General features: G+C 42.1%; 27 protein-coding genes. 14 read left to right on the plus strand and 13 right to left on the minus strand.

The genetic code is table 11. From position 1 onward, the window contains the following. Positions 1-8: 8 nt before the first annotated feature. Complete coding sequence (gene orn, locus J1N51_RS07795) at positions 9-554, minus strand: oligoribonuclease (RefSeq protein ID WP_208830075.1); 546 nt, start codon at positions 552-554, stop codon at positions 9-11. Between the two features lie 112 nt (positions 555-666). On the opposite strand from orn, the gene rsgA reads away from it, so the two are divergent. The 6 genes from rsgA (at position 667) to J1N51_RS07825 (ending at position 6,608) form a co-directional block, all read left to right on the plus strand. Continuing rightward, positions 667-1,800: a small ribosomal subunit biogenesis GTPase RsgA gene (gene rsgA, locus J1N51_RS07800; protein ID WP_208830077.1), complete on the plus strand. Its 1,134-nt coding sequence runs from the start codon at positions 667-669 to the stop codon at positions 1,798-1,800. A gap of 61 nt (positions 1,801-1,861) precedes the next feature. After that, complete coding sequence (gene asd / locus J1N51_RS07805; RefSeq protein ID WP_208830079.1) at positions 1,862-2,773, plus strand: archaetidylserine decarboxylase; 912 nt, start codon at positions 1,862-1,864, stop codon at positions 2,771-2,773. Between the two features lie 6 nt (positions 2,774-2,779). Next, positions 2,780-3,673: a DMT family transporter gene (locus J1N51_RS07810; protein ID WP_208830081.1), complete on the plus strand. Its 894-nt coding sequence runs from the start codon at positions 2,780-2,782 to the stop codon at positions 3,671-3,673. Positions 3,674-3,713: 40 nt separating this feature from the next. Then, positions 3,714-4,421 (plus strand): glycerophosphodiester phosphodiesterase, encoded by a 708-nt coding sequence (locus J1N51_RS07815; RefSeq protein ID WP_208830083.1) that lies wholly within the window; start codon positions 3,714-3,716, stop codon positions 4,419-4,421. A gap of 42 nt (positions 4,422-4,463) precedes the next feature. Further along, positions 4,464-4,982 carry a hypothetical protein gene (locus J1N51_RS07820; protein WP_208830084.1) on the plus strand — a complete coding sequence of 173 codons (519 nt, stop codon included), beginning with the start codon at positions 4,464-4,466 and terminating at the stop codon, positions 4,980-4,982. A 15-nt stretch (positions 4,983-4,997) separates the two neighbouring features. Next, on the plus strand, positions 4,998-6,608 hold the full coding sequence (locus J1N51_RS07825) for a hybrid sensor histidine kinase/response regulator (RefSeq protein ID WP_208830086.1): 1,611 nt from the start codon (positions 4,998-5,000) through the stop codon (positions 6,606-6,608). Here J1N51_RS07825 and epmA read toward each other — a convergent pair. Beyond that, positions 6,593-7,570, minus strand: a complete 978-nt coding sequence (gene epmA / locus J1N51_RS07830) for an elongation factor P--(R)-beta-lysine ligase (protein ID WP_208830088.1) — start codon at positions 7,568-7,570, stop codon at positions 6,593-6,595. The two genes, J1N51_RS07825 and epmA, sit on opposite strands and share 16 nt — an antisense overlap. A gap of 124 nt (positions 7,571-7,694) precedes the next feature. Further along, entirely contained in the window at positions 7,695-8,264 is a 570-nt protein-coding gene (gene efp, locus J1N51_RS07835) for an elongation factor P (protein ID WP_208830090.1), read from the minus strand. A 35-nt stretch (positions 8,265-8,299) separates the two neighbouring features. Here efp and epmB point away from each other — a divergent pair, with 35 nt between their 5' ends. Further along, a complete protein-coding gene (gene epmB / locus J1N51_RS07840; protein ID WP_208830092.1) occupies positions 8,300-9,328 on the plus strand; it encodes an EF-P beta-lysylation protein EpmB in 1,029 nt (342 codons plus the stop codon). Positions 9,329-9,336: 8 nt separating this feature from the next. On the opposite strand, the gene J1N51_RS07845 is transcribed toward epmB, so the two are convergent. Continuing rightward, positions 9,337-9,552 (minus strand): hypothetical protein, encoded by a 216-nt coding sequence (locus J1N51_RS07845; RefSeq protein ID WP_208830094.1) that lies wholly within the window; start codon positions 9,550-9,552, stop codon positions 9,337-9,339. Positions 9,553-9,653: 101 nt separating this feature from the next. Between J1N51_RS07845 and J1N51_RS07850 the strand changes: the two genes are divergently transcribed. Further along, a complete protein-coding gene (locus J1N51_RS07850; protein ID WP_208830096.1) occupies positions 9,654-9,968 on the plus strand; it encodes a prephenate dehydrogenase in 315 nt (104 codons plus the stop codon). 62 nt (positions 9,969-10,030) lie between these two features. Here J1N51_RS07850 and J1N51_RS07855 read toward each other — a convergent pair whose 3' ends face one another. Further along, positions 10,031-10,645 carry a dUTP diphosphatase gene (locus tag J1N51_RS07855; RefSeq protein WP_208830098.1) on the minus strand — a complete coding sequence of 205 codons (615 nt, stop codon included), beginning with the start codon at positions 10,643-10,645 and terminating at the stop codon, positions 10,031-10,033. A 140-nt stretch (positions 10,646-10,785) separates the two neighbouring features. Beyond that, positions 10,786-11,316 carry a DUF3016 domain-containing protein gene (locus J1N51_RS07860; protein ID WP_208830100.1) on the minus strand — a complete coding sequence of 177 codons (531 nt, stop codon included), beginning with the start codon at positions 11,314-11,316 and terminating at the stop codon, positions 10,786-10,788. Between the two features lie 214 nt (positions 11,317-11,530). On the opposite strand from J1N51_RS07860, the gene J1N51_RS07865 reads away from it, so the two are divergent. The 3 genes from J1N51_RS07865 to J1N51_RS07875 all read left to right on the plus strand — a co-directional run bounded on the left by J1N51_RS07865 (position 11,531) and on the right by J1N51_RS07875 (position 14,464). After that, positions 11,531-12,712, plus strand: a complete 1,182-nt coding sequence (locus J1N51_RS07865) for an MFS transporter (protein WP_208830102.1) — start codon at positions 11,531-11,533, stop codon at positions 12,710-12,712. Between the two features lie 22 nt (positions 12,713-12,734). Continuing rightward, positions 12,735-14,096: an alanine/glycine:cation symporter family protein gene (locus J1N51_RS07870; RefSeq protein ID WP_208830104.1), complete on the plus strand. Its 1,362-nt coding sequence runs from the start codon at positions 12,735-12,737 to the stop codon at positions 14,094-14,096. A 62-nt stretch (positions 14,097-14,158) separates the two neighbouring features. Next, positions 14,159-14,464 carry a hypothetical protein gene (locus J1N51_RS07875; RefSeq protein WP_208830106.1) on the plus strand — a complete coding sequence of 102 codons (306 nt, stop codon included), beginning with the start codon at positions 14,159-14,161 and terminating at the stop codon, positions 14,462-14,464. A 41-nt stretch (positions 14,465-14,505) separates the two neighbouring features. Here J1N51_RS07875 and J1N51_RS07880 read toward each other — a convergent pair whose 3' ends face one another. From J1N51_RS07880 to J1N51_RS07905, 6 genes are all read right to left on the minus strand, one after another. Then, on the minus strand, positions 14,506-15,879 hold the full coding sequence (locus J1N51_RS07880) for an aldehyde dehydrogenase family protein (protein WP_208830108.1): 1,374 nt from the start codon (positions 15,877-15,879) through the stop codon (positions 14,506-14,508). A 54-nt stretch (positions 15,880-15,933) separates the two neighbouring features. Then, positions 15,934-16,743 carry a bifunctional DNA-formamidopyrimidine glycosylase/DNA-(apurinic or apyrimidinic site) lyase gene (gene mutM / locus J1N51_RS07885; RefSeq protein ID WP_208830110.1) on the minus strand — a complete coding sequence of 270 codons (810 nt, stop codon included), beginning with the start codon at positions 16,741-16,743 and terminating at the stop codon, positions 15,934-15,936. A gap of 11 nt (positions 16,744-16,754) precedes the next feature. Next, the gene (locus tag J1N51_RS07890) at positions 16,755-17,270 is read right to left on the minus strand and encodes a hypothetical protein (protein WP_208830112.1); all 516 of its coding nucleotides are present in this window, start codon (positions 17,268-17,270) and stop codon (positions 16,755-16,757) included. 158 nt (positions 17,271-17,428) lie between these two features. Continuing rightward, positions 17,429-17,584 carry a 50S ribosomal protein L33 gene (rpmG, locus tag J1N51_RS07895; protein WP_208830114.1) on the minus strand — a complete coding sequence of 52 codons (156 nt, stop codon included), beginning with the start codon at positions 17,582-17,584 and terminating at the stop codon, positions 17,429-17,431. 11 nt (positions 17,585-17,595) lie between these two features. After that, positions 17,596-17,832: a 50S ribosomal protein L28 gene (gene rpmB, locus J1N51_RS07900; protein WP_208830116.1), complete on the minus strand. Its 237-nt coding sequence runs from the start codon at positions 17,830-17,832 to the stop codon at positions 17,596-17,598. Positions 17,833-18,015: 183 nt separating this feature from the next. Further along, positions 18,016-18,774, minus strand: a complete 759-nt coding sequence (locus J1N51_RS07905) for a glycosyltransferase family 25 protein (RefSeq protein ID WP_208830118.1) — start codon at positions 18,772-18,774, stop codon at positions 18,016-18,018. Positions 18,775-18,931: 157 nt separating this feature from the next. Here J1N51_RS07905 and J1N51_RS07910 point away from each other — a divergent pair, with 157 nt between their 5' ends. Together J1N51_RS07910 and J1N51_RS07915 are read left to right on the plus strand one after the other, a co-directional pair. Next, entirely contained in the window at positions 18,932-20,023 is a 1,092-nt protein-coding gene (locus tag J1N51_RS07910; RefSeq protein WP_208830120.1) for a glycosyltransferase, read from the plus strand. Positions 20,024-20,196: 173 nt separating this feature from the next. After that, positions 20,197-20,964, plus strand: a complete 768-nt coding sequence (locus tag J1N51_RS07915; protein ID WP_208830121.1) for a glycosyltransferase family 25 protein — start codon at positions 20,197-20,199, stop codon at positions 20,962-20,964. A 12-nt stretch (positions 20,965-20,976) separates the two neighbouring features. Here the strand turns inward: J1N51_RS07915 and radC are convergent, their stop codons facing one another. After that, positions 20,977-21,651, minus strand: coding sequence for a RadC family protein (radC, locus tag J1N51_RS07920; protein WP_208830122.1), 675 nt, complete (start codon positions 21,649-21,651; stop codon positions 20,977-20,979). A 131-nt stretch (positions 21,652-21,782) separates the two neighbouring features. Between radC and coaBC the strand changes: the two genes are divergently transcribed. Next, a complete protein-coding gene (gene coaBC, locus J1N51_RS07925) occupies positions 21,783-22,991 on the plus strand; it encodes a bifunctional phosphopantothenoylcysteine decarboxylase/phosphopantothenate--cysteine ligase CoaBC (protein WP_208830123.1) in 1,209 nt (402 codons plus the stop codon). Positions 22,992-23,027 lie beyond the last annotated feature (36 nt).

Below are 23,027 nucleotides of genomic sequence, written 5' to 3' on the forward strand. Positions count from 1 at the left end.
AACTCTTTTTAAAGAACAAAGAATTTTTCTTTGTAGCGCTTGAGCTCTTCGATGCTCTCGCGGATATCTTCAAGTGCTAGGTGGACGCCTTTTTTCTTGTAGCTGTCGACAAGCTCAGGATTCCAACGACGAGCCAATTCTTTAACTGTACTCACGTCTATATTTCTGTAATGGAAAAACTCTTCAAGGGTAAGCATGTGAATATGCATAAAACGGCGATCTTGGCAGATGCTATTACCACACATAGGAGACTTACCAGCAGGAACGTAATCTTTTAAAAAGTCGATAGTCATTTCACACGCTTGTTGCTCTGTCACAGTACTTTTGCGACAACGCTCTGTTAAACCAGATTTACCGTGTTGACGAATACACCATTCGTCCATGTTATCTAACACTTCATCTGGCTGATGAATCGCAATCTCTGGGCCTTCAGCCAAAATATTCAGCTCACTGTCCGTAACTATCGTTGCAACTTCAAGTACTTTGTCGTGACGAGGCTCTAATCCCGTCATCTCCAAATCTACCCATACCAGATTATTTTCACTAAAAGACATATAAAGGTCCTACTGATTCCTTTTTATCAAGGTCGGTAATGTATACTATAACCACATTGTTATTCTTTTTAACGACATTCACAAGTTTTAATAACTAAATCATAGAGCAAAAGTGGCAAAACAAAAGAAATTATCTAAATCGCAGACTCGTCGAATTAAAGCAAATCAGAGTAAAAGATTGGCTAAGGCAAAACGCGCCAATAACGACGTAGAGGACGTTAACATAGACGATAGCCTATTAGGCGGTCAGGAGTTTGGTCGGATCATTACTCGGTACGGAATGCACGCTGACGTAGAGGTACAAAAGAGAAATGTCACTGAACAAGATGGCTCTAAAGTACTCACCGAGCAGTTTGACCAGGTCTCTGATGACAACAACGTCGAAATAATTCGATGTAATATCCGCCGTGCAGTCGACTCTTTGGTATGTGGAGATATTGTAGTTTGGCGTCCGTACAAGGTTAATAATGAGGACTTTCAAGGTGTCATTGAAGCCGTCGAGCCTAGAACCAGTGAATTTGTTCGTCCGGACTTTTATGACGGGTTAAAGCCCGTTGCTGCCAATATCGATCAGATCTTAATAGTATCAGCCCTGTTACCTGACTTAACTCCAAACATTATTGATCGTTACCTTGTAGCGGTGGAACAACTTCATATTCGTCCTATCATTTTGATCAACAAAATGGACTTATTGGACGAAACTAATAAAGACTTACTCGAAGAAACCGTAAAACTCTACACCGACATAGGCTATCAGGTTGTCACTCTGTCAGCTAAAGAAGAGGAAGGCATCGAGCAAATTCAAGCTTTATTAAAAGATCACGTTAGTGTCTTTGTCGGTCAATCCGGTGTTGGTAAGTCGTCACTTGTTAATGCGATATTGCCAGACGTCAATATTGAAACAAAACAGGTGTCGGAAAACAGTCGATTAGGCCAACATACAACGACAGCTTCGCGTTTTTATCGCCTCCAAAACGGTGGAGCAGTAATCGACTCACCCGGTGTTCGCGAGTTTGCAATGTGGCACCTTTCCAAAGACGAAATATTGGCTGGATTTGTCGAGTTTAGTGATTTTGTTGGATTGTGTAAGTTTAGAGATTGCAGTCACAAGAACGACCCTGGCTGTGCACTAAAACAAGCGGTAAGCGATGGCAAGGTCAGCGACATTCGGTATCAGAGTTATTTGCGAATTTTACAAACCGTAGATGACATCACCTTACGCCACCAGCCAAAAGACGAAAAATAGTCTCATTTTTTAAACAGCTCAGGTACAATGCCCGGCTCACAAAAAACTTAAGGTATTCAACGTGAAATTTGATAATTTAAAACTGGCCTTTCAATACGCCCTACCAAAACATGGTGTGTCTAAGTTAGTCGGCTATCTTGCAAAAGCCAAACTTGGTTTTGTCACGACGTTTTTTGTTAAAAGTTTTATTAAAGCCTACGACATCAACATGGATGAGGCTAAAAACCCAGATCCAAAACACTACGATACATTTAACAACTTCTTTACTCGTGCTTTAGCCGATGGCGTTCGTCCAATTGTTGAAGGTGATGACAAGGTCGCTCACCCTGTTGATGGTGCCGTTAGCCAATTAGGCCCTATTGAAGATGGTCGTTTGGTTCAAGCCAAAAACCACTATTACACAACTCTAGAGTTATTAGGTGGTTACCAAGAATTAGCAGATAAGTTTATCGGTGGTGATTTTGCGTGTATTTACTTAGCGCCAAGTGATTACCACCGCCTACACATGCCTGTTGATGGTCAGTTAACGGACATGGTTTACGTACCTGGCGAAGCGTTTTCTGTTAACCCTTTAACGGCTCAAAACGTACCTAACTTGTTTGCTCGCAACGAACGTGTTGTTGCTATGTTCGATACCAAAATCGGCCCAATGGCAATGGTATTAGTTGGTGCAACTATCGTGCGTAGCATCGAAACCGTTTGGGCTGGTGAAATCACCCCACCTCGAGGCCGTGACGTGACCCGCTGGGAATACCCTGCCGAAGGCGACAAAGCAGTATTCCTAGAAAAAGGCGAAGAAATGGGTCGCTTTAAACTTGGTTCAACGGTCGTTTGCCTATTCGGTAAAGACGCGATTAAATTTAAAGAAGACTTAGAAGCAGGCTCTAAGACTCGAATGGGTGAATGTTTTGCTGACGTGTTAAACCCTGAGTCTAGCACTGAGACTCCAAACGACACTTCATCTGAGTCTTAAGACACTATGTCAGGACTTCTTCAGCTTCACCTAGGTGTTTTACTCTTAGGTGGAGCCGGCTTATTTGCCAAACTCATTGACCTTCCAGCTCTAGACATGATTGGCTATCGAGGCTTTTTGTCAGCAGCTTTTTTGGCTCTAGTTTTGTATTTTGGCAAACACTCTCTCAAAATAACTAGCCTTCGTGATTTGGGTATTGCTCTGTTGGTTGGCTCTTTAGCTGCTGTACATTGGGTAACGTATTTTTACGCCATTCAAGTTACGACTGTAGCTACCGCTATGTTGGCACTTTTTACCTACCCAATGATGACGGTGTTTATTGAACCTATATTTAGGCGCACACTTCCAGACAAAAAAGACGTGTTACTGGGTTTAGCAGTACTGTTAGGTGTGGCTATGTTATTTCCAGACCTTTGGTTTGGTGAATCGCAACTCTCTGATGAATACCTAATTGGTGTGGGCGCTGGGTTATTATCTGCCCTTTGTTTTGCGCTGCGCAATGTGCTCGTCCAACACAAATTTGGTCACTATAATGGTGGTCAGTCTATGTTTTTCCAATTTTTGATAACGGGCCTATTGTTGTTGCCATTTATCTCTGTTCCGGCCACTGACTTAACTGCGGACAGTATTTGGAAACTCGTTTTGTTTTCCGTTGTTTTTTCGGCTTGTGCTCATGCCTTATTTGTCTCGGCCATTGGTCACACAGGTGCAAAAACTGCGGCATTAGTCGCATGCCTACAGCCGGTATATGGCATCTGCTTTGCGTTTTTAATTCTTGCTGAAGCACCAGCTCTTGCTACTATTGGTGGTGGAAGCATTATTTTAGCTGCGGCAATGTATGAGACTGTTTCTAGTAAAAAATCTAGTAAAAACGCTCAAAGTACCGTTTCTAACAAATAATTATTGATTTGGTTCTTAACCCCAAAAGGTGGTTAGCAACATGTTGATTTTTGCACATCGGGGTGAATCAGCGCTGCACCCAGAAAATTCAAAAGTAGCCTTGTCCCATTGTAATGACGAAGGGATGGATGGGCTTGAGATTGATTTGTTTGAAACAGAGTCCGATTTTGTGGTGTTTCACGATCGCTGGCTAACTCGTCTACTTAATATCGACAAAAAAGTATCCGACCTAACCGAGTACGACTTAGATGCTATTAAAGGAAATGATGGAGAGTCGATTCCAAATTTAGCTTGGTTAATTGAGTATTGCGCTCCCTATAAATTTACCCTCAATATAGAGATAAAAGGCTTAAAGTCAGTCACTCGTTTTGAGCAAGCCTTAATGTCATTGTGCGAAAAATTTTCCTTTGACCGACGTCGATTGCTGATTTCTTCCTTCAATCACAGATACCTCCAAACTATTTCTAAACACTTACCTGACCTTAAATTGGGACTTTTATTAGCTATAAATCCAATTGATATCAGTACTCTTTTAAATGATTTTCCAATTTATAGTGTGCATTTGGATATGGACTGTATAGATGAGTCTATAATTAACGACATTCATGAGCAAAACAAAAAAGTCTTTGTGTTTACCGTCGATCACGCCGATGAAATATCATGGTTATTTAGAGCCGGTGTCGACGGTATTTTTGCTAACCACCCGCGTCAAGCACACAACATTGTGAATCAACTAAAGCTTGGCTAGGAATGTACAAAAACCAACTCACAAAGCCTGAAAGGAGTTTTTATGAGTAATGAGTTTAATCCAAATGAGCAACTGTGTTTTCGGGCAGAAACTGCAAAATTACTGGCTTTAAATGTAGCTCAAATTCACTCTGGAATGCATGAAGGAGAGAGTTCTATCGAACAACTCGGCGATTCATTTCAAGATTTAGCCAACTTTTGTATGCAAGTCCAAAGTAACCCCGATAGTGATCAAGAGACCAAACAATTAGCCGCCAATGTATTAGGCCAAGTTGATAAAGCCATCGTCTCTTTTCAGTTTTACGACCGATTAAGTCAACGCCTTAGCCATGTGCAAAGTAACCTTAGCCTCCTCGCAGAGCTCGTCAGTGACAACGAGAAATTAGAGAGCAGTGACGACTGGAGATTACTCAGAGATAAGATTTCTGCTAGTTACACTATTGAAACCGAACAAGAAATGCATGATGCTATACTCAATGGCGCATCAATAGAGGAAGCGCTGTCTTTGTTCAAACGACGATTACAAGAGTCGGAGGGAGAGCAAGTAGTAGAATTATTTTAAGGAGACTAATCGTTGATGATTGTTGCACCTCTTCATCCAAATGAAAAAGATCGGCTCAGAAAATTGTACGAATACGATATTCTTGATACGGAAGCCGAGCAAGCATTCGACGATCTTACCTCGCTTGCTTCTGAAATCTGCGGTACGCCGATTTCACTAATCAGCTTAGTAGACCCAGACAGGCAGTGGTTTAAAAGTAAAATCGGCTTAGAAGCGAATGAAACTGAACGAGATATCGCCTTTTGTAGCCATGCCGTATTACAAGATGAAATATTTGAAGTTGAAGACGCAAGTAAGGACGAGCGCTTTGCCGATAATCCTCTTGTCACAGGCTCTCCTGACATTCGTTTTTATGCTGGAATGCCATTAAAGTCACCCGAGGGCCTCCCCATTGGTACTCTTTGCGTAATCGATAAAAAGCCTAATAAGTTAAACGACCACCAACGAAAAGCTTTAGCCATTCTCAGCAGAGAAGTCATCGGCCAACTCGAGTTACGGTTAAAAACGAAACGACTCGAACACGCTAATCAACAAAAAACTGAGTTTTTGTCGAATATGTCCCATGAGATTCGAACGCCGCTCAATGCCATCATTGGGTTTACAGAGATCTTATTGGCAGATAAATCGAGCTACCTTAAAAACGACAAAGCTATCCAATATATGGAGAGCATTGATTTTAGTGGTAAGCATTTACTTTCTATGATTAATGCCGTACTAGATTTGAGCAAAATTGAAGCCGGTAAAATGGACCTAGAACCCGCAGCGATTAATTTGGTCGATACCATGGACAATCTACTGCAAATGCTTCGAGTAAAGGCTGAACAGCAAGGCATTAACATTCAACACGTCCATGAGTCTGACAGCCAATATGACACTTGGATTGACTCAGGAAAATTCTCTCAAGTAATTATCAATCTAGTGAACAATGCGATTAAGTTTTCCTCGCCAAACTCTACGATTGTGATTTCGCTTCATGTGGAAAATGATGAGTTAAAGCTTGAAATTGTTGACCAAGGAATTGGGATCAGTAAGGACAACCTTGCCAAGATCTTTGACAAATACCATCAAGTATCAAAAAGCGGGACGCATGGTACCGGGTTAGGGTTGAGTATCACCAAAGGACTCGTCGAGCTAATGGGTGGAAGGATTTCAATTGAGAGTGAAGAAGGTGTCGGCACGGCGGTCACCATATTATTACCTCTACAAAGTATCCCTGAATCATCATTAGTGACAGAAGATAAAGCCGAGCTCGATATCGCAGCGGGACTAAATGTCTTAGTGGTTGAAGACAATAAAATAAATCAAATACTAGCCAAGGCTATGTTAGAAAATCAGGCATGCTTAGTAGACGTGGCCGACGACGGCCTAAGCGGGGTCGATAAGGCAACTAAAGGTTCGTTTGATTTAATTCTGATGGATATTAATTTACCGGACATTTCTGGGCTTGAAGCTGCAGAACGTATTAAAAAGCACAATCCAAACGCCAATATTGTCGCTCTTACGGCTGATATTTTTGTTAAAGATCCCAATGGCTTATTTAACGAAAAGCTCACCAAGCCAATGACATTAGAACCACTAAAAGCGACACTTCACAAAACAAGTCAGCTAATTCAGCAACGCGGCTGATCAAAACTGATAACTTGATTGATGTGCTGGGCGTTGAGCTGGCACATCAACAAGCGGTCGACGCCCAACGCCACCCCACTGCAGTCGGGTAAACCATGGGACAGTGCATCAATAAATAATTCATCAATAGGTCGTTGCTCACGGCCTAACTTCTGTCTCATTTGGTTGTCTTTTTCAAAACGCCTGCGTTGCTCTGTAGCGTCTTGTAACTCATAAAAACCATTGGCTAACTCAATACCCTTGAAATAGAGTTCGAAACGGTGCGCGACGTTAGGATTGCGCTGATTTATTTTGGCTAAACTCGCTTGGCTAGACGGAAAGTCAAATACAAAACATGGCAGTGCCGCACCCTCTGAGATACCAAGCTGAGGCTCAATAATATCGCTAAACAGCCATTGTAAAAGCACGTCTTTGTCGGTTTCGTCTTTCACCCATTGGTCTTGATAGCGCTCTAACGTAAAAGCCTGAAGTTGTGAAAACGAAATAGCAAATGGATCAATATTCAAAAACTGAATAAAGGCTTGTTGATAGCTGACTCGTTTGACTGAAGGTACACCTAAAACACGGACAACTAAATCAGCAACCTCGTCCATCAGTTGCTGATCGTCAAACCCAGGACGGTACCACTCCAGCATACTAAATTCTGGATTGTGAAAACGACCAGCCGCTTCGTTGCGAAACGCTTTGGTAATTTGGTAAATAGGACCAGAGCCAGCAGCCAAAAGACGCTTCATCGCAAACTCTGGAGACGTTTGTAAATAGTGGTTTTGAGGTTGTCCCGAAACGTGGTAGTCAAACGGCGTCACAAAAGGCTCAAGGTGGACATCTGTTACTGTACCTTGGCTCAACAACGGAGTTTCTACTTCTAAAACGTCTCGCTCATTAAAAAACTCACGAATAGAGCGGAGTAGCTGGGCACGGAGTTTTAAGTTTTCGAGTGGCGCAGAGGGCTGCCAAGACATAGTTCTATCCTCATTAATTTGTTCACCAACGTTCATTACACAATAATGTGTAGACCTGTGATTCGCCCAACCTCAGGCACAAAAAAAGCCGGCAAAAACCGACTTTTTATCGCACTCTAGCCGATTACTTTTGAGCACGACCTACGTATTCACCGGTACGAGTATCAACACGGATAACTTCACCAATTTGTACGAATAGAGGAACACGAACTACCGCACCTGTCGTCAATGTCGCTGGCTTACCGCCTGTACCCGCTGTATCACCTTTAAGACCTGGGTCAGTTTCGGTGATTTCTAACTCAACAAAGTTAGGTGGCGCTACCGAAATTGGGTTACCATTCCACAAAGTTAGAGTACAAACGTCGTTTTCAACTAACCACTTAACGCTATCTGCAACGGCTTTTTCGTCTGCTGCGATTTGCTCAAACGTGTCGTTGTTCATAAAATGCCAAAACTCACCGTCAGAGTATAAGTAAGCTAAATCAACGTCCATTACGTCTGCACCTTCTACAGATTCACCTGACTTGAAGGTTTTTTCTAGGACTTTACCGCTTACTAGCTTACGGATTTTAACGCGGTTGAAGGCTTGGCCTTTACCAGGTTTAACGATTTCGTTTTCTAAAATGTTGCAAGGCTCGCCATCAATCATTAGTTTTAGGCCAGCTTTAAATTGGTTAGTGCTGAATGAAGCCATGTCATCCTCTAAAATAAATTAATACCAAAATATAAGTGAACCGAATGATACAACAAGCAATCCTTTCTGTTGAGTCCCAAAGCCAAAAAGAGTGGCAAAAAGAATTGAAACACAGTTTCACTCGGCTATCAGACTTGCTTGCTTACTTGAATTTAGACCCAGAATTGGCACAAGGCAATGACGATGCCCGTCAATTATTTGCGATGCGTGCACCCAAACCTTATGTTGATTTAATGGAAAAAGGCAATCCGAACGATCCACTATTGCTACAAGTGATGCCCCACCAGCAGGAATTTGTCCAAACACCAGGTTATGTCGCCGACCCTTTAGAAGAGCACCAAGCCGAACTGCCAGGCTTATTGCACAAGTATAAATCTCGAGTCTTAATCATGTTTAAGACAGGATGTGCAGTTAACTGCCGTTATTGCTTTCGTCGTCACTTTCCATACGAAGATAACGCTGTTAACAAGCAACAGTTAAAGCAACACCTAGATTATATTGCTAACCATCCAGAAATTAATGAAGTGATCTTAAGCGGTGGCGACCCATTGATGGCCAAAGACAGTCACTTGCAGTGGTTTATTAACGAACTTGAAGCCATTAACCACGTTACGCGATTGCGAATTCACAGTCGCTTACCTGTTGTGATCCCATCGCGAATCACACCTGAGCTGTGTGAGTTACTCAAGCAGACCCGACTTAATACCGTTATGGTTTACCATATCAATCATTCACGTGAGATTTCAGCGCGACTCAGACAAGTCACAGCTGAGCTAAAACAATCAGGCGTGACTGTACTCAACCAAGCCGTCTTGCTAAAAGGCATAAACGATAACCTAGAGCAACAAGTTGCATTACACGAAGTGAGTTTTGACGCGGGGATCTTGCCTTATTACTTACACGTCTTTGATAAAGTCCAAGGCGCAGCTCATTTTGATTTAGGCGACGAGACAGTTAAGGCTTTGTATCAAGACATGCTTAAGGCCCTACCGGGATTTTTGGTACCTAAGCTGGTGAGAGAAATAGGCGGCGAGGCCAGTAAAACCCCGATCCACCCATTTTAGTAAGTCGGCTAAACCACAATATTAATGGTTTGTCCTATCACACTTCCTGTGCTTCCTACTGCAGGGCTTGGCAGTTGTGCTTGCACCTGAGCTGTTGATGCTAACAGTTGCAAGGCTGCCCGGCCTTCTAGTTCTTGCGCACTTTTCGCTAAATTAGCGGCCAGTGCTTCGCCCCCTTCCATTGCGTTGGCGCTAGGGTTAAACCCCGAAGATGAAACGAACACAGACATTCTCCTGGTTGTTTATTTCTAGGTTTGCTTTGTTGGTTTTACTATTTAAGTTAAACTAACAGCCATTGTAATCGGCCAGAACAGGAATTTCTTTAGTGGAAAACCTTATCAACAGCTTAGAAGAAAATTTAAAAGAGTTATACCGTAAAGCCATCGACGCAGATGCGCAAATAGACGCGTTGAAAGCGCAAGGTCATGGTAAGTTTGAAACCATATTCAAAAGCGACGCGCCTTTTCAGGCCGAAGCAAAAAAGTTTATGCCTTATCTAGAAGAAACAGCTGAGCAAATCTTAGCGATTAAAAATTCGAATCTGACGCCTGCCGGACAAAAAGATCAAATTGAAGAAGTGGTTCGAAAACTTCATTTACTGCATACCACTCTCTCAGAATTTAAATCTGCAGTAAAATAACCCACACACAAAAAAGCTCACTTCAATAGTGAGCTTTTTGCTTCAAGCCTAACGTTCTGAATTTACGCTGTCGGATACGCTTGTTTAAGACCAGCGTATACTAATTCTTTGAAATCAGTAGCCGTCGCATCTGTCGTGCGCAATACATCCATCAATACTTCGTTGTCTTCTTTGCCATTCCAGATCTTAATATATTCACCTGTTTTGTAGCCGTGATCCTGACGGAAGAAGTTAAGGACGTTTTTGCCTACGTAGTGACGGAACAGCTCATCAAAGCTAAGTTCGGTCTGCGCCATTAAAGCAGCGAATGAAGCAACATCAAAACCTTTAGTTGCTAGCGTATTGGCAACCATTTGTTCGATTGTTTCGGCAAAGCTTGGGGCCGCTTTTGGGTTTGCCAGCTCAGCTTGAATCTCGTTGGCGATATCCGCAACGGGTTGTCCTGTCACCAAACGCGCACTCAAACCAAAATGGAAGATATCAATTAACTCAAGGTGTACTTGCTCGATATCTGGTTGTTGATGCTTCCACCATTTCCAACCATAGTGGTCTAACATTTCTGCCAGCTCGACCCAAATAGCACGGTGCCACTCAAACCCTTGTTCACGCCACTGAGGGTGTACCTTGGTATTCATATCGTCTTGCATTGTTAGCATGGTTAATAATTGTTGTTGCATCTTATCGCTCATTGATTAGTTGATTGTGACTTTGATAAATCATACCAGAAGATACTGCCGAGTTGACACTGGCTTACCGTTAATTCTTCGACAAAATAAAAAGCCACCTTGCGGTGGCTTCGTGTCGTTGAAAACAGCTTCTAGCCATTTTCCATTACGTTATTCTGACTTTTTTCGTATTGAGCCAGCTTGTCAGTTAGCTCTGAGTCTATCCATTCTTTTAACATTCTCTTTTCGTATCCGAAACTGCGATATTGGATAGCAGGAGCTCGGTCCATAAAGGCCATGTCTTTGACTGAAACAGTGTCTTGATAGACTTTGTTGTTGCCTTTGTACATAACAACTTCAAATTCCATTCGCGGCCAGTATTGATGCTCTACCAAGCGAACTCGGTCAAAACTGCTACCAAAATCAATTCGACCAGCTAGATCAACATCCGTAAACTTAAATTCAACCTTCACGTCTTCAGGTAATTCACTTTGTACTTTGGCAAAAAATTTATCGAAGTCCTCAATAAACTTCTTGTGAAACCGCTTGTCGAATCCGTCCGCGGCACGAAGATCACGAAACTCCTTAGGTTCTTTCCACTCGGCTTTTATTTCGCCCGCTTGTATCGGGGCCACCAAACCAAGCGTAATACCCAAAATTAATAAAAGTTTTGTATTTTTCATAGTCGTCTCCAAAATGCCTCTTTGTAAGTGTAATCCATTAAATTAGCGATAGAATCTATTGTAAGAACAAGTTAGATTAACAACATTAGAGTTTAACTTACGACTTTTCACAACATTTCGTAATGTCTAAACGCAAATCTCTCGCTCTTTTTAATATTGCACCAATATCAAAAATTGCAATGGTTATTTTTCAAACAACCCCCAAAGGTATTCAATGCACAACATGCATAAAAATGTTTGGTTACTGATGGTTGCACAAGCACTTATGGGCTCCATCGGACCTGTCGTAGTTTTTGTCGGAGGCTTTGTCGGCTTAAAATTAGCGCCTTCTGGCAATCTTGCAACACTGCCAGTTGCGTGCATGATTGTTGGTATTGCGCTATGGATCCAGCCCACTGTCAAATTGATGTCTCGTATCGGCCGCAAAAAAACGTTTTTGTTAGCATCGATATGGGGCGGGCTTAATTGCTTATTAACAGCGTATAGCATAACCATTGGCCACTTCTGGCTATTCTGTTTCTCAATATTGAATTTTGGTTTCATGATTGCAACTAATCAGCAATTTCGCTTTGCTGCAATGGAATCAGTGCCGACAGATACCGCAAGTAAAGCGATATCGATTATGCTTATCGCTGGGCTGTTAGCTGCCTTTATCGGTCCAGAAATCGCGTTTTGGGGCCAGAATCTATTCGACATTGAGTTTGTAGGATCTTTTATGTTGATGGCAGCCTTGTTTGTCCCTGCGTTTTTTATTTTAACTCAATTCAAGCCCGTTATCTTCGAGCAGTCAAAAGTAGAGGGTGAACCAAGGCCATTAACAACCATTGCTAAACAACCCGTATTCATTGCCGCTGTTGCCTCTGCAACCATCGCCTTTAGCGTGATGAGTTTTATTATGACAGCCACGCCAATCAGCATGCACGTTCACAGTCACTTCGATGTTGCTGCCACTAAATGGGTCATTCAAAGTCATATTATCGCAATGTACCTGCCGTCATTTTTTACTGGGTTACTGATCGCCAAATTTGGTCACGAAAAAATTCTTTATTCTGGTGTTTTGACCTTATTTATCTGTCTAATGATCGGTTTTGTCGGACAGCAGTATGTTCATTACTGGTTCTCATTGGTATTGTTGGGTGTCGGTTGGAACTTTATGTTTGTCTCAGCAACCGCTTTATTACCCAGCAGCTACGAGCCCAATGAGCGCTTTAAAGTACAAGGCATCAATGATTTAATCATGTTTACTTGCCAGGCTATTGCCTCACTGTCAGCTGGGTGGGTCATTTATTCGTTTGGCTGGAACATCATGCTCACAATGTGTGTGCCGTTATTGTTGCTAGCAGCATGGACAGTTTTTAATTGGAAGCGTCACAGCCTCCAACAACGCTCTATTTAATAATTATAAAAAAGGTTTTTTGATGGATTGGTTAATTCAAGTCACCGCCGCATTCTCAAATTTTGTCTGGGGCATGCCAATGATTGTTTGGCTTGTCGGTGGCGGTATTTTCTTTTCACTGTATTCTAAATTTGTGCCGTTTCGTTATTTGCCCCACGGCATAAGTTTACTCACTGGTAAACACGACAAAGACTCGGAAAAAGGCGACTTAACTCACGCCCAAGCACTATCTGCTGCACTCGCGGGTACCGTAGGTATGGGAAATATTGCCGGTGTTGCTTTGGCCATCACTGCAGGTGGGCCAGGAGCGGTATTTTGGATGTGGTTAACGGCACTTTTAGGTGTTTCGACCAAGTTCTTTACTTGCTCTTTAGGTGTCATGTTTAGGACGACTGACAAAGATGGCAATGTTCATGGCGGCCCTATGTATGTGATCATGGAAGGCTTAGGGAAACGTTGGAAACCATTGGCGTTATTATTTGCCTTTGCTGGCTTGTTCGGGACGATTCCATCTTTCCAAGCCAACCAATTAACCGCAGCGTTTAGAGAAGAACTGGTTCCTGATAGTTGGGTCAGTAACCCAATGCTGTTTAATTCAATCGTTGCGGTGGTCATTACCGTGTTGGTTGCTGCCGTTATCCTTGGTGGTCTTAAGCGTGTTGCTTACGTAACAAGCCGTTTAGTGCCAGTTATGGCAATTAGTTATCTTTTGATGACCTTAGCTGTGTTATTCAATCACGCGAGTGAAGTACCGGCGCTTATCTCAAGTATTTTTGTTCAAGCATTTAAAGCTGAAGCAATTTCAGGCGGCTTGTTAGGCGTAATTATCATTGGTGTTTCTCGTGGCGTCTTTTCTAACGAAGCGGGTATTGGTACCGAAGTCCTTGCACATGGTGCCGTAAAAACCGACGAACCAATTCGCGAAGGGTTAGTCGGTATGTTAGGGCCAATGGTGGATACCTTAATCATTTGTACCTGTACCGCGCTAGTGATTTTAGCTTCGGGTATGTGGCAAGACGTTGAAGGCATTAAAGGCGTTGAGTTAACCATGCAGGTCTTTGGTCAAGAGTTAGGGCTAATTGGTCAAATTTTGTTAGCGATTCAAATTCTGTTTTTGGCTGCGTCTACCATGTTTACGTATTGGTATTACGGTGAAAAATGTTTTGCATTTATGGTCGGTCAAGAACGCGCTCATTTATACAAATGGTTCTATTTGTTCTCTATTGTTGCTGGATGTATTGTTACGTTAGACGTTGTCTTTAACTTTATGATTGGCATGTACGGTTTGATGGCGATTCCGACTATGTTGTCAGCGTTTATCTTGGCGCCAAAGGTCAAGGCTGCTGCTCAAGTTTATTTTGCCAAACTAGACCAGCAAAAGTAGATGCGAAGCTTACAATAAAAATAAAAAGATACGCACAGAAATACAAATTGGGAAGTCATTAGGTGAATAAAGGGTTATTGGTAATTATTGGATTATTCATATTGGGTGCAACGGCGGTGTACTTTTGGGAAGTGACCGTCAATGACTTTAAGCCCGGTGAATACAAACCAAGATACGTACAATGTGAAAACGTTTACGTTCGCAAGAGCCCTCACCCTTGCAACGCTGGCGACCTTATTTATATTGACCGAGATGTTGCCGACAAATACTGTACCCGAAATATCATTGCCCGATTTGAAGACAGTGTATATTGCCAGTACAACGGCTTTAGAGACGACTTGGCAGAAATCACCAAGCATGATTATTGAGCCGTGATAGCAACCACGGCCAACTTTTTTGAAGTCTTACGTTACAATTTGGCGATCAACTTAAACAACTTTTGTTTAAAGCTCGTGTAAGGCGCGTATCGAATGGGAGCATCAGCCAAAAAGCTTCTGTGCATAATCGGCTTTAAGTGACTAAAGGTATCAAAACCCCACTTGCCGTGATAACTGCCCATGCCTGAGTTGCCTACACCGCCAAATGGTAATTCTGGGTTAACCATAAAAATAACCGCATCATTGATACACATACTTCCTGCGCTGGTTTGTTGGCTTACCGCGTCAATGTTTTTTTGGTTGTTACTAAAAAAGTATAACGCAAGCGGCTTTTCTCTATCTTTAACAAAACGAATGGCGTCACTCATATTGTCAACTTCTACGATAGGTAAAACTGGACCAAAAATCTCTTCTTGCATCACACCGCTTTCAAGTTCGGGGTTTAACATCAGAGTTGGGGCGATAAATTTGTTTTCTTCATCCGTCTCGCCGCCGTGCACCAAAGTGTCCTTTTGGGCTTCAATATAACTCACAATACGACCAAAATGACGGTGATTGATAATTCGGCCATAGTCATCGGAATTAAACGGCTTTTCGCCGTAATGTTTAGTAATCGACGCTTTTAGTGCTTCCACCAGCTCAGCCCGCTTAGCCTTAGTGACCAAGATGTAATCCGGAGCGATACAAGTTTGGCCAGCGTTCAAAAACTTAGCCCAGACAATGCGATCGGCCGTTACTTTAATATTAACTTTATCATCGACAATACAAGGGCTTTTACCGCCTAGCTCTAAGGTCACTGGTGTCAAATATTCAGACGCTGCTCGCATAACGATTTTGCCTACATTTTCACTGCCAGTATACATAATGTAATCAAAGCGCTGCTTGAGTAATGCCGTCGTTTCTTCAACCCCACCTTCATATACAGCAAACGCATCATTATCTAGATATTTTGGGATCAAATTAGCAAGCAGATTTGACGTCGCTTGCGCTAACTCTGATGGTTTTAATACCACACAGTTACCAGCACCAATTGCTGCAACCATAGGACTCAGCACGAGTTGTAGTGGGTAGTTCCAAGCGCCCATAATCAACACTGTGCCATAGGGCTCTGGTACCAATTTACTACTACCTGGCTGGGCCAAAACAGGTGTTGAGACCTTTTGTGCCGAGCTCCATTTCTTTAAGTTTTTGATAAAGAGTTTGATGTCTTTTAACACGTACTGATATTCAGAAATGTAAGATTCAAACTGGCACTTGTTGAGGTCTTTTTTTAAGGCTTCGTAAATGGCATTTTCATTTTCCATTAACATCCGCTTCAAGGCCAACAATTGTGATTTTCGCCAAGCGAGTGGTTTTGTTTTACCACTGTAAAACGTATTACTGAGTCGATTTAAAAATTCCATCATTTTGAATACCTATTATTCGATTCGCTTGGGCGAATGTACCTGGTTAAAGGCTCATTATTTTTGGCACTGTTTGCAATATACAGTGGTACGTTGACCGATTTTGACTTCATCCAATTTTGTCCCACATTGCACACAAGGTTGTCCACCTCGGCCATATACTAACAACTCTTGGGCGAAGTACCCTGGGTTTCCATCACTTTGCACAAAATCCTTGAGAGTCGTACCACCTTGCTTGATGGCAGCTTGTAAGGTCTGCTTTATGTATTGTGTCAGAGATTGGTAACGCTGTTTAGAGACTTTACCAGCTGCTCGCTTTGGACTGATGCCCGCTTTAAACAAACTTTCATTGGCGTAGATATTACCCACACCCACCACGACATGATTGTCCATAATAAAGTTTTTAATCGCGACTTGCTTGTTTCGTGACTGTTCAAACAAATGCGTGTCATGAAATGCCTCTGTGAGAGGCTCAGGACCTAGTTTCTGAAGTAGCTCATGCACTTCTCCTTTCGGCTGCCACAAACACGCTCCAAACCGACGAGAATCGTTAAAACGCAAGACCACACCATTTTCAAATTCAATATCAAAATGGTCGTGTTTAATCACAGGCACTGATTTGTCGATAACACGGAGCTTGCCTGTCATTCCCAAGTGCAAAATTATGCTACCCAAGTCCGTCTCTAGTAATAAATACTTTGCTCTTCGAACCACGCGCTTCAAAACTAGACCTTCGGCCTTATTGACGTCTGCAGGTACTAGCCAACGTAAATTAGGGTTACGGACGATGATTTTTGTAATCGTCTTGCCTTCGATATGAGGAGTGATCCCCAATCGACTCACCTCTACTTCTGGTAATTCAGGCATGAAAACTCTCTTTAATTATTTTGTTCAGTCTGAGTATTTAGGACAACACTCGGTACAAATTGAGGTAATTGCGCGTAATCGAGTTGGTACCAACGTTCATCACGGCGGGCGTTGATATATACCGTTTGTTCAGTTGTATCGATCACAAACTCAAAGACCCACCCTTCCTCTTGACCAGCAACCCAAACAACAACAGGCCATGCAGTCGCGTTTTCCATTAACATAGGGGAGTGAGCTAACGAAGTCAGCGGTTGGTTTTGCCAGGTCTCAACAAAAGCTTCAGGGCGTTCTATTTGTGGGTTAGGAACCTGACTCAGCACCCGCCAACTCGGACCCACTCTTTGTAACTCAACACCACTAAAATCAATGGCCTGTATAATCGCATCTGGAGGTAATAGCGGGGCAACAACTTGGTCTTGCTCGTCACTCATTAACATATTGTTAGTGTAGTTAAACAACAAGATCATAAACATACAAGAAAAGATAAGTACGTTGTTCCAACCTTTTTGTGAGAGCCGTAGCGCCATAATTTTACTCATGTTTTTTTATGAAAATTAATTATGACTGTAACTGAGGGATTTTTCTAGGTAATAGGCGTAGTTGAATTTGACCAGAAAACAAAAAGCCCAGTACGAGACTGGGCTTTTATAACTTTTGCAAAAGTTTCAATAGAATCAAAAAAAGCTTACTTGATTTTAGCTTCTTTGAAGATCACGTGTTTACGGATCTTTGGATCAAATTTTTTGATTTCCATCTTTTCAGGCATGTTCTTTTTATTCTTTTCAGTAGTATAAAAATAACCAGTACCTGCAGTTGAAACTAAACGAATCTTATCACGCATGATTCAGTTCCTTAGATTTTTTGACCAGCTGCACGCATATCTGCAAGCACTGAATCAATACCATTTTTATCGATGATACGCATACCTTTAGTAGATAAACGTAATTTAACGAAACGCTTCTCGCTTTCAACCCAAAAACGGTGAGTTTGTAGGTTAGGCAAGAAACGACGTCGTGTAGCGTTGCGAGCGTGTGAACGGTTGTTACCAACTGTTGGACGCTTGCCAGTTACTTGGCACACTTTTGACATGTCAATTTACTCCAAAACTTAAATTCTGACGCCAATCTAATTAACCCTTACGGCTAATTATTTGCCCGGGCATTTGAAAGGGCGCAATTTATACAGAATTTAGCCGTAAAGATCAAGATAATTCGTGTTTTTGAACCGAAAAACTCGATTTTGCTCTAAAGCCGACCAAATTCTGAAAAAATATCAGCCAAAAAGTTGTTTTTTTAACTCTTTGACTTGCTCTTTTACTGCTGATTTATTGAGCCAATACTGACTCACTTGTTGCATCAAACGACGCAGTGGTTTTTTATCTTTTTTATGCGATTTGGTTTCGATGGTGCTTTCATATCGCAAATCTTGTGCGACTGGATAAGGCATCAAAGATAAAACTTTAACGCCACGCTCCCAAAAAAACTGAATATCGGTATCACAGGGGCGACCAAACTTTTCGGTCGACGCCAACAGCTTTTTAGCGGCCTCTTTAGTCACCGCCGTGGCTGCGCCACCGCTCATGGGCTTTTTGTGCACAACAAGATCAAAATGATCATTGATCTTTTGTTGAAACTCAATGGGTCGTTCTCTATTTGCATAAGCAGATAATTTGATCACATCCCATTCAATTTCTAAATCCTTTATCGTTTGAACCGCTTTGTTTAAGTCTCCAGGAAGAATAAAGTCATCTTCCAAAACTACACCAAAGGGCTCATCACCTTCTGCTATTTTTTGCCAGGCATTTCGATGGCTCATGTAACAACCGATTTGCGCCGGCGATAGCGGATAGTAGTACTGCTTTTTATTTAACTCTGGACTGTAGTGTTTAAGCCGCTCTTGCTCAGACAGTGCTTTGCCCAACACAGCAGGAATTCTTTCAAATTCAATGCCCTGCTCAGCAAGCCTTTGTGAACTTTGAGTTAACCTTTGGTCACTGCCGTCTAAGTTTATTAAATAAAAAGTCGTGCTCATATTTGCACCCAATAAAAAACCAGGCCGAATTATACTTGCTATTTGTCATTAACTCCACTGCCGATATCTTAAACGATCAGCATGTCGTCGTTAGACTTAACTCTCATAAAGCCCTATCATGGCTTTCTCATTAATCAAAAGGTATTTTTGGCCCTCTATGGATAGTAGTAATATCGCGATTTATCTCGACACTTTAGGCGGTGGTGGTGCAGAACGCATCATGCTCGACCTTAGTAAAGAGATGACGCAAAGAGGCCATCGAGTTCACTTTTTTATCTTGGAAGATGTGGTTGATTACGAACTACCAAGCGGTATTGTTGTTCACACCTTTCCATCATCAGACTCTCGAGCAAAACTCACAAATCTATTTAATATAAAAAGCACTGCGAGAACTCTCACCGAGCAAGTCAAAAGTGTCGAAGCTGACATAGGTCGTTTCGATTTACATTTAGTGAATTTAGATTCGAGTAATTTGGTTATTAGCCACTGTCAGTTTGATAACACTTACCATGTAGTGCACAACTCTTTGCATCAAGAAATAAAAAGAGCGAGTAGAATTAATCCAGTTCGATACTGGCGTACATTACGAGAAAAGCGAGCATTGCACGACAAACATTTAATCGCAGTTTCTAATGGCGTCAAAGACGAATTGTTATCGGGTAAATTTATCACACCTAAAAGTGTGACCACTATTTATAACCCTTGTGATTTTGAGGCCATTTCTGATTTAGCCGCTCAGCCAAATGACCAAATTCCTTCAACACCATATTTAATTCACGTAGGTCGAGTGGTGCGCCAAAAACGCCACGACATACTCTTTCAAGCCTTACAACAAGTTCCAGACATTCCCCTTGTATTGCTTTGTAAAAACGTTAAGAAAGTCCGTAAAATTGCCAAAAAGTACGGCGTTGAAGATAGAGTTATTACCCCTGCGTTTCAGTCAAATCCCTATAATTGGATTAAAAACGCGAAGCTAATGGTGTTTAGTTCTGACTTTGAAGGCTTAGGTATGGTCTTAATTGAGTCACTTATATGTGGAACACCGGTCGTCAGTACCGATTGCGACTTTGGACCACGAGAAATCCTTCGAGGGGAGCTCTCGCAATACTTAGCCAAAACCCAAGACCCTACTGATTTGGCCACTAAAATAAATACCGCATTACAAACAAATATTGATTTAAGTACGGTCCCTATTATGTCTGAAGTCAAATTATCAAAAGTGACTGATCAGTACCTTTCTCTTATCTAAGCTTATGTGAGACCCAATATAAATTTTGATTGGATTATCCTGTAGCCCTCATTTTGTCGCTCAATACTAAATAAAAGATCTAAATTAGACGGGTCTAAAACTAGTACCCTATTTTATGCGGTGATATGATTCGGATCCTTTATGATCTAAGTTGTTAATTAACAGAGGCAATAATGGAAAACTACGGTATTCCTATCTATGTCATTAACATGGCGTCAAGTACAGAGCGACTCGCGGATGTCACCGCTCAAATGGAGCGTCTAAACCTCACATTCGAACGCATCGAAGCCGTGGTTGGAGCCGAGTTATCTCAAGACGAAATCAACAAAGTATACGACGCAGATGCCAATAAAAAACGTCACCATAGGAATCTAACTCCAGGTGAGATTGGTTGTTATGTCAGTCACCGTAAAGCCTGGCAAAAAATCGTAGAAGGCGACTCTGAGTTTGCACTCGTCTTAGAGGACGACATTCACATAAATGACAACTTAACTGCCTGTTTTGAGCTGGTAACCAAAACTATGGGTTGGGACTTTTTGAAGATATCCGACACCGAAGATGTCAAAGTCGCAAATAAAAAGAGACTCAACTCTGAGTTCGATCTTGTCAGCTACAACAAAGTTCCTAACCGAACTATGGCGTATTTTTTATCTAAACCTGCCGCCATTAAAATGTTAGAACACAAGCGTTTTTTCCGACCTGTCGATGTTGACGTACAATGTTATGCCGATTTTGGTGTGTCAGTCTGCGGACTACGACCAAACTGTGTCGAAATGAGCCAAGAGCTCGGCTTGCCTGAACAAAGTGACATTGCCAAAATTAACAAAGGCAGTCATAGCAGCCGCTCAAGCTTTTTTAGAAACCTTAAATACCGTTGGGCAATGTATAACCGACGTAAACAGGTATCTTACGATTTGGATAATTTCCAAATTCATCCTTAATCACACCTACATTTATATCAGGCCTCGCTCAGCAAAGCTCACGACTTCGGACTGACCAATTATAAAGTGGTCTAAAGTACGAACGTCAATGAGCTTTAGAGCTGATGTCAAACGCTCGGTCAGAACAATATCGGATTTGCTTGGTTCACTGACTCCACTAGGATGATTATGAGCGAAGATCACTGCTGCAGCTCGATTTTTTATCACTGCATCAACCACGACCCTAGGATATACGGCAGCACAATCTATCGTTCCTTTAAACAAAATTTCACTGTTGATGACCCTGTGTTGATTGTCTAAATGTACCAACACAAACTGCTCATAAGGCTCATCTCTAAGTAAGCGATGTAAATAGGTTCGTACCGCTCGAGGTGAATCTAGGGTTGTTTCTCTGATCATTTCTTCGTTGAAATAGCGCTTAGACAGCTCAAGAGTGGCCTGAAATTGTACATATTTTGCTTCTCCAACTCCTTTCGATTGACCCAAAGACTCTAAATCTGCCGAAAACAAAGCCCTCAACGAACCATAACGATTGAGAAGGTTAGCCGCTAGTGACACTGCATCCATGCCCTGACAACCCGTGCGCAGGAATATTGCAAGGAGTTCAGCGTCACTGAGACTTTTTGCACCGTGATTCAGTAATTTTTCTCTTGGCCGGTCAGATTCTCGCCAATCAGAAATAGACATGGATTCTCCTTGTTAATACAAGTCACTTTTTTATGGTGAAATTGGTTCAAAACCGATAAAGTACGACTCAATAATTTAAAGCTAAAATATAGTCTCCAAATATTTGAAGACCATCAAAAAGTGCCCAAGTTATGTCAAAACTAAACCTCAAGCGTATTTTACTGATCGTTAGCGGTGGTATTGCCGCTTATAAAATGCCGGAGTACATCCGCCGCATCAAAGAACAGGGTGCCGAAGTTAAAGTGGTTTTGACTCAAGGTGGCAAAGCCTTTATCACACCGCTGACTTTACAGGCCGTGAGCGGTGAACCCGTAGCTGAAGATCTCTTAGACCCCAATGCTGAAGCTGCTATGGGCCATATTGAATTTGCTAAATGGGCAGATTTAGTCATAGTTGCACCCGCATCCGCAGACATGATTGCAACCATGAGTGCAGGTTTAGCGCACAATTTAGCAAGTACTTTACTGCTTGCGACGCCAGCACCTGTTGTAATTTGTCCCGCAATGAATCAGCAAATGTATGCACACCCTGCAACTCAAGCCAACCTAAAGACTTTAGCGTCTCGTGGAGTCCATATTTGGGGACCTGCCCATGGTGAACAAGCTTGTGGCGATGTTGGTGCGGGCCGAATGTTAGAACCAGCAGAGTTAGTACAACGCACAGTATTAATGAGCCAGAGCCAGCACCAAATTTGGTCAGGAAAAACCATTACGATTACCGCTGGACCGACTCGAGAGGCGATAGATCCGGTACGCTACATTTCCAATCATTCTAGTGGAAAAATGGGCTTCGCAATTGCCGAAGCAGCCGCAGCTCTGGGCGCAAAAGTTAATTTAATCGCTGGTCCGGTTTCGTTAGACACGCCCAAAGACGTACTCAGATTTGATGTTTCAAGTGCAAAAGAAATGCACGATGCGGCTTTAGAATTGGCCCAGCAGTCCGATATATTTATTGCTTGTGCGGCCGTCGCAGACTACCGACCGGCGTCTGTTGCTGAACAAAAAATTAAAAAGAACGACGATGACATGGCTATCGTTATGGTCAAAAACCCAGATATTGTTGCTGATGTAGCCAAACTGGAATCACAGCGACCATTTGTCGTTGGTTTTGCTGCAGAGACACAAGATGTCGAAAAGTACGCAATGGGTAAATTGTCGAAAAAGAACTTAGATATGATCTGCGCCAATGATGTTTCCGTACTGGGTCAAGGATTTAATTCGGATAACAATGCGCTAAAAGTCTATTGGCAAAATGGAAGTAAGGACTTACCATTGAGTTCTAAACAGCAACTCTCTTTTGAGCTTTTGAAGGTCATTCAAGAGCGCTATAGCAATAAATAAATTAACGCTTAAAAATAACAATAACGCCGAGGGGAA

The organism is Psychrosphaera ytuae, from assembly GCF_017638545.1.
GTDB lineage: Bacteria > Pseudomonadota > Gammaproteobacteria > Enterobacterales > Alteromonadaceae > Psychrosphaera > Psychrosphaera ytuae.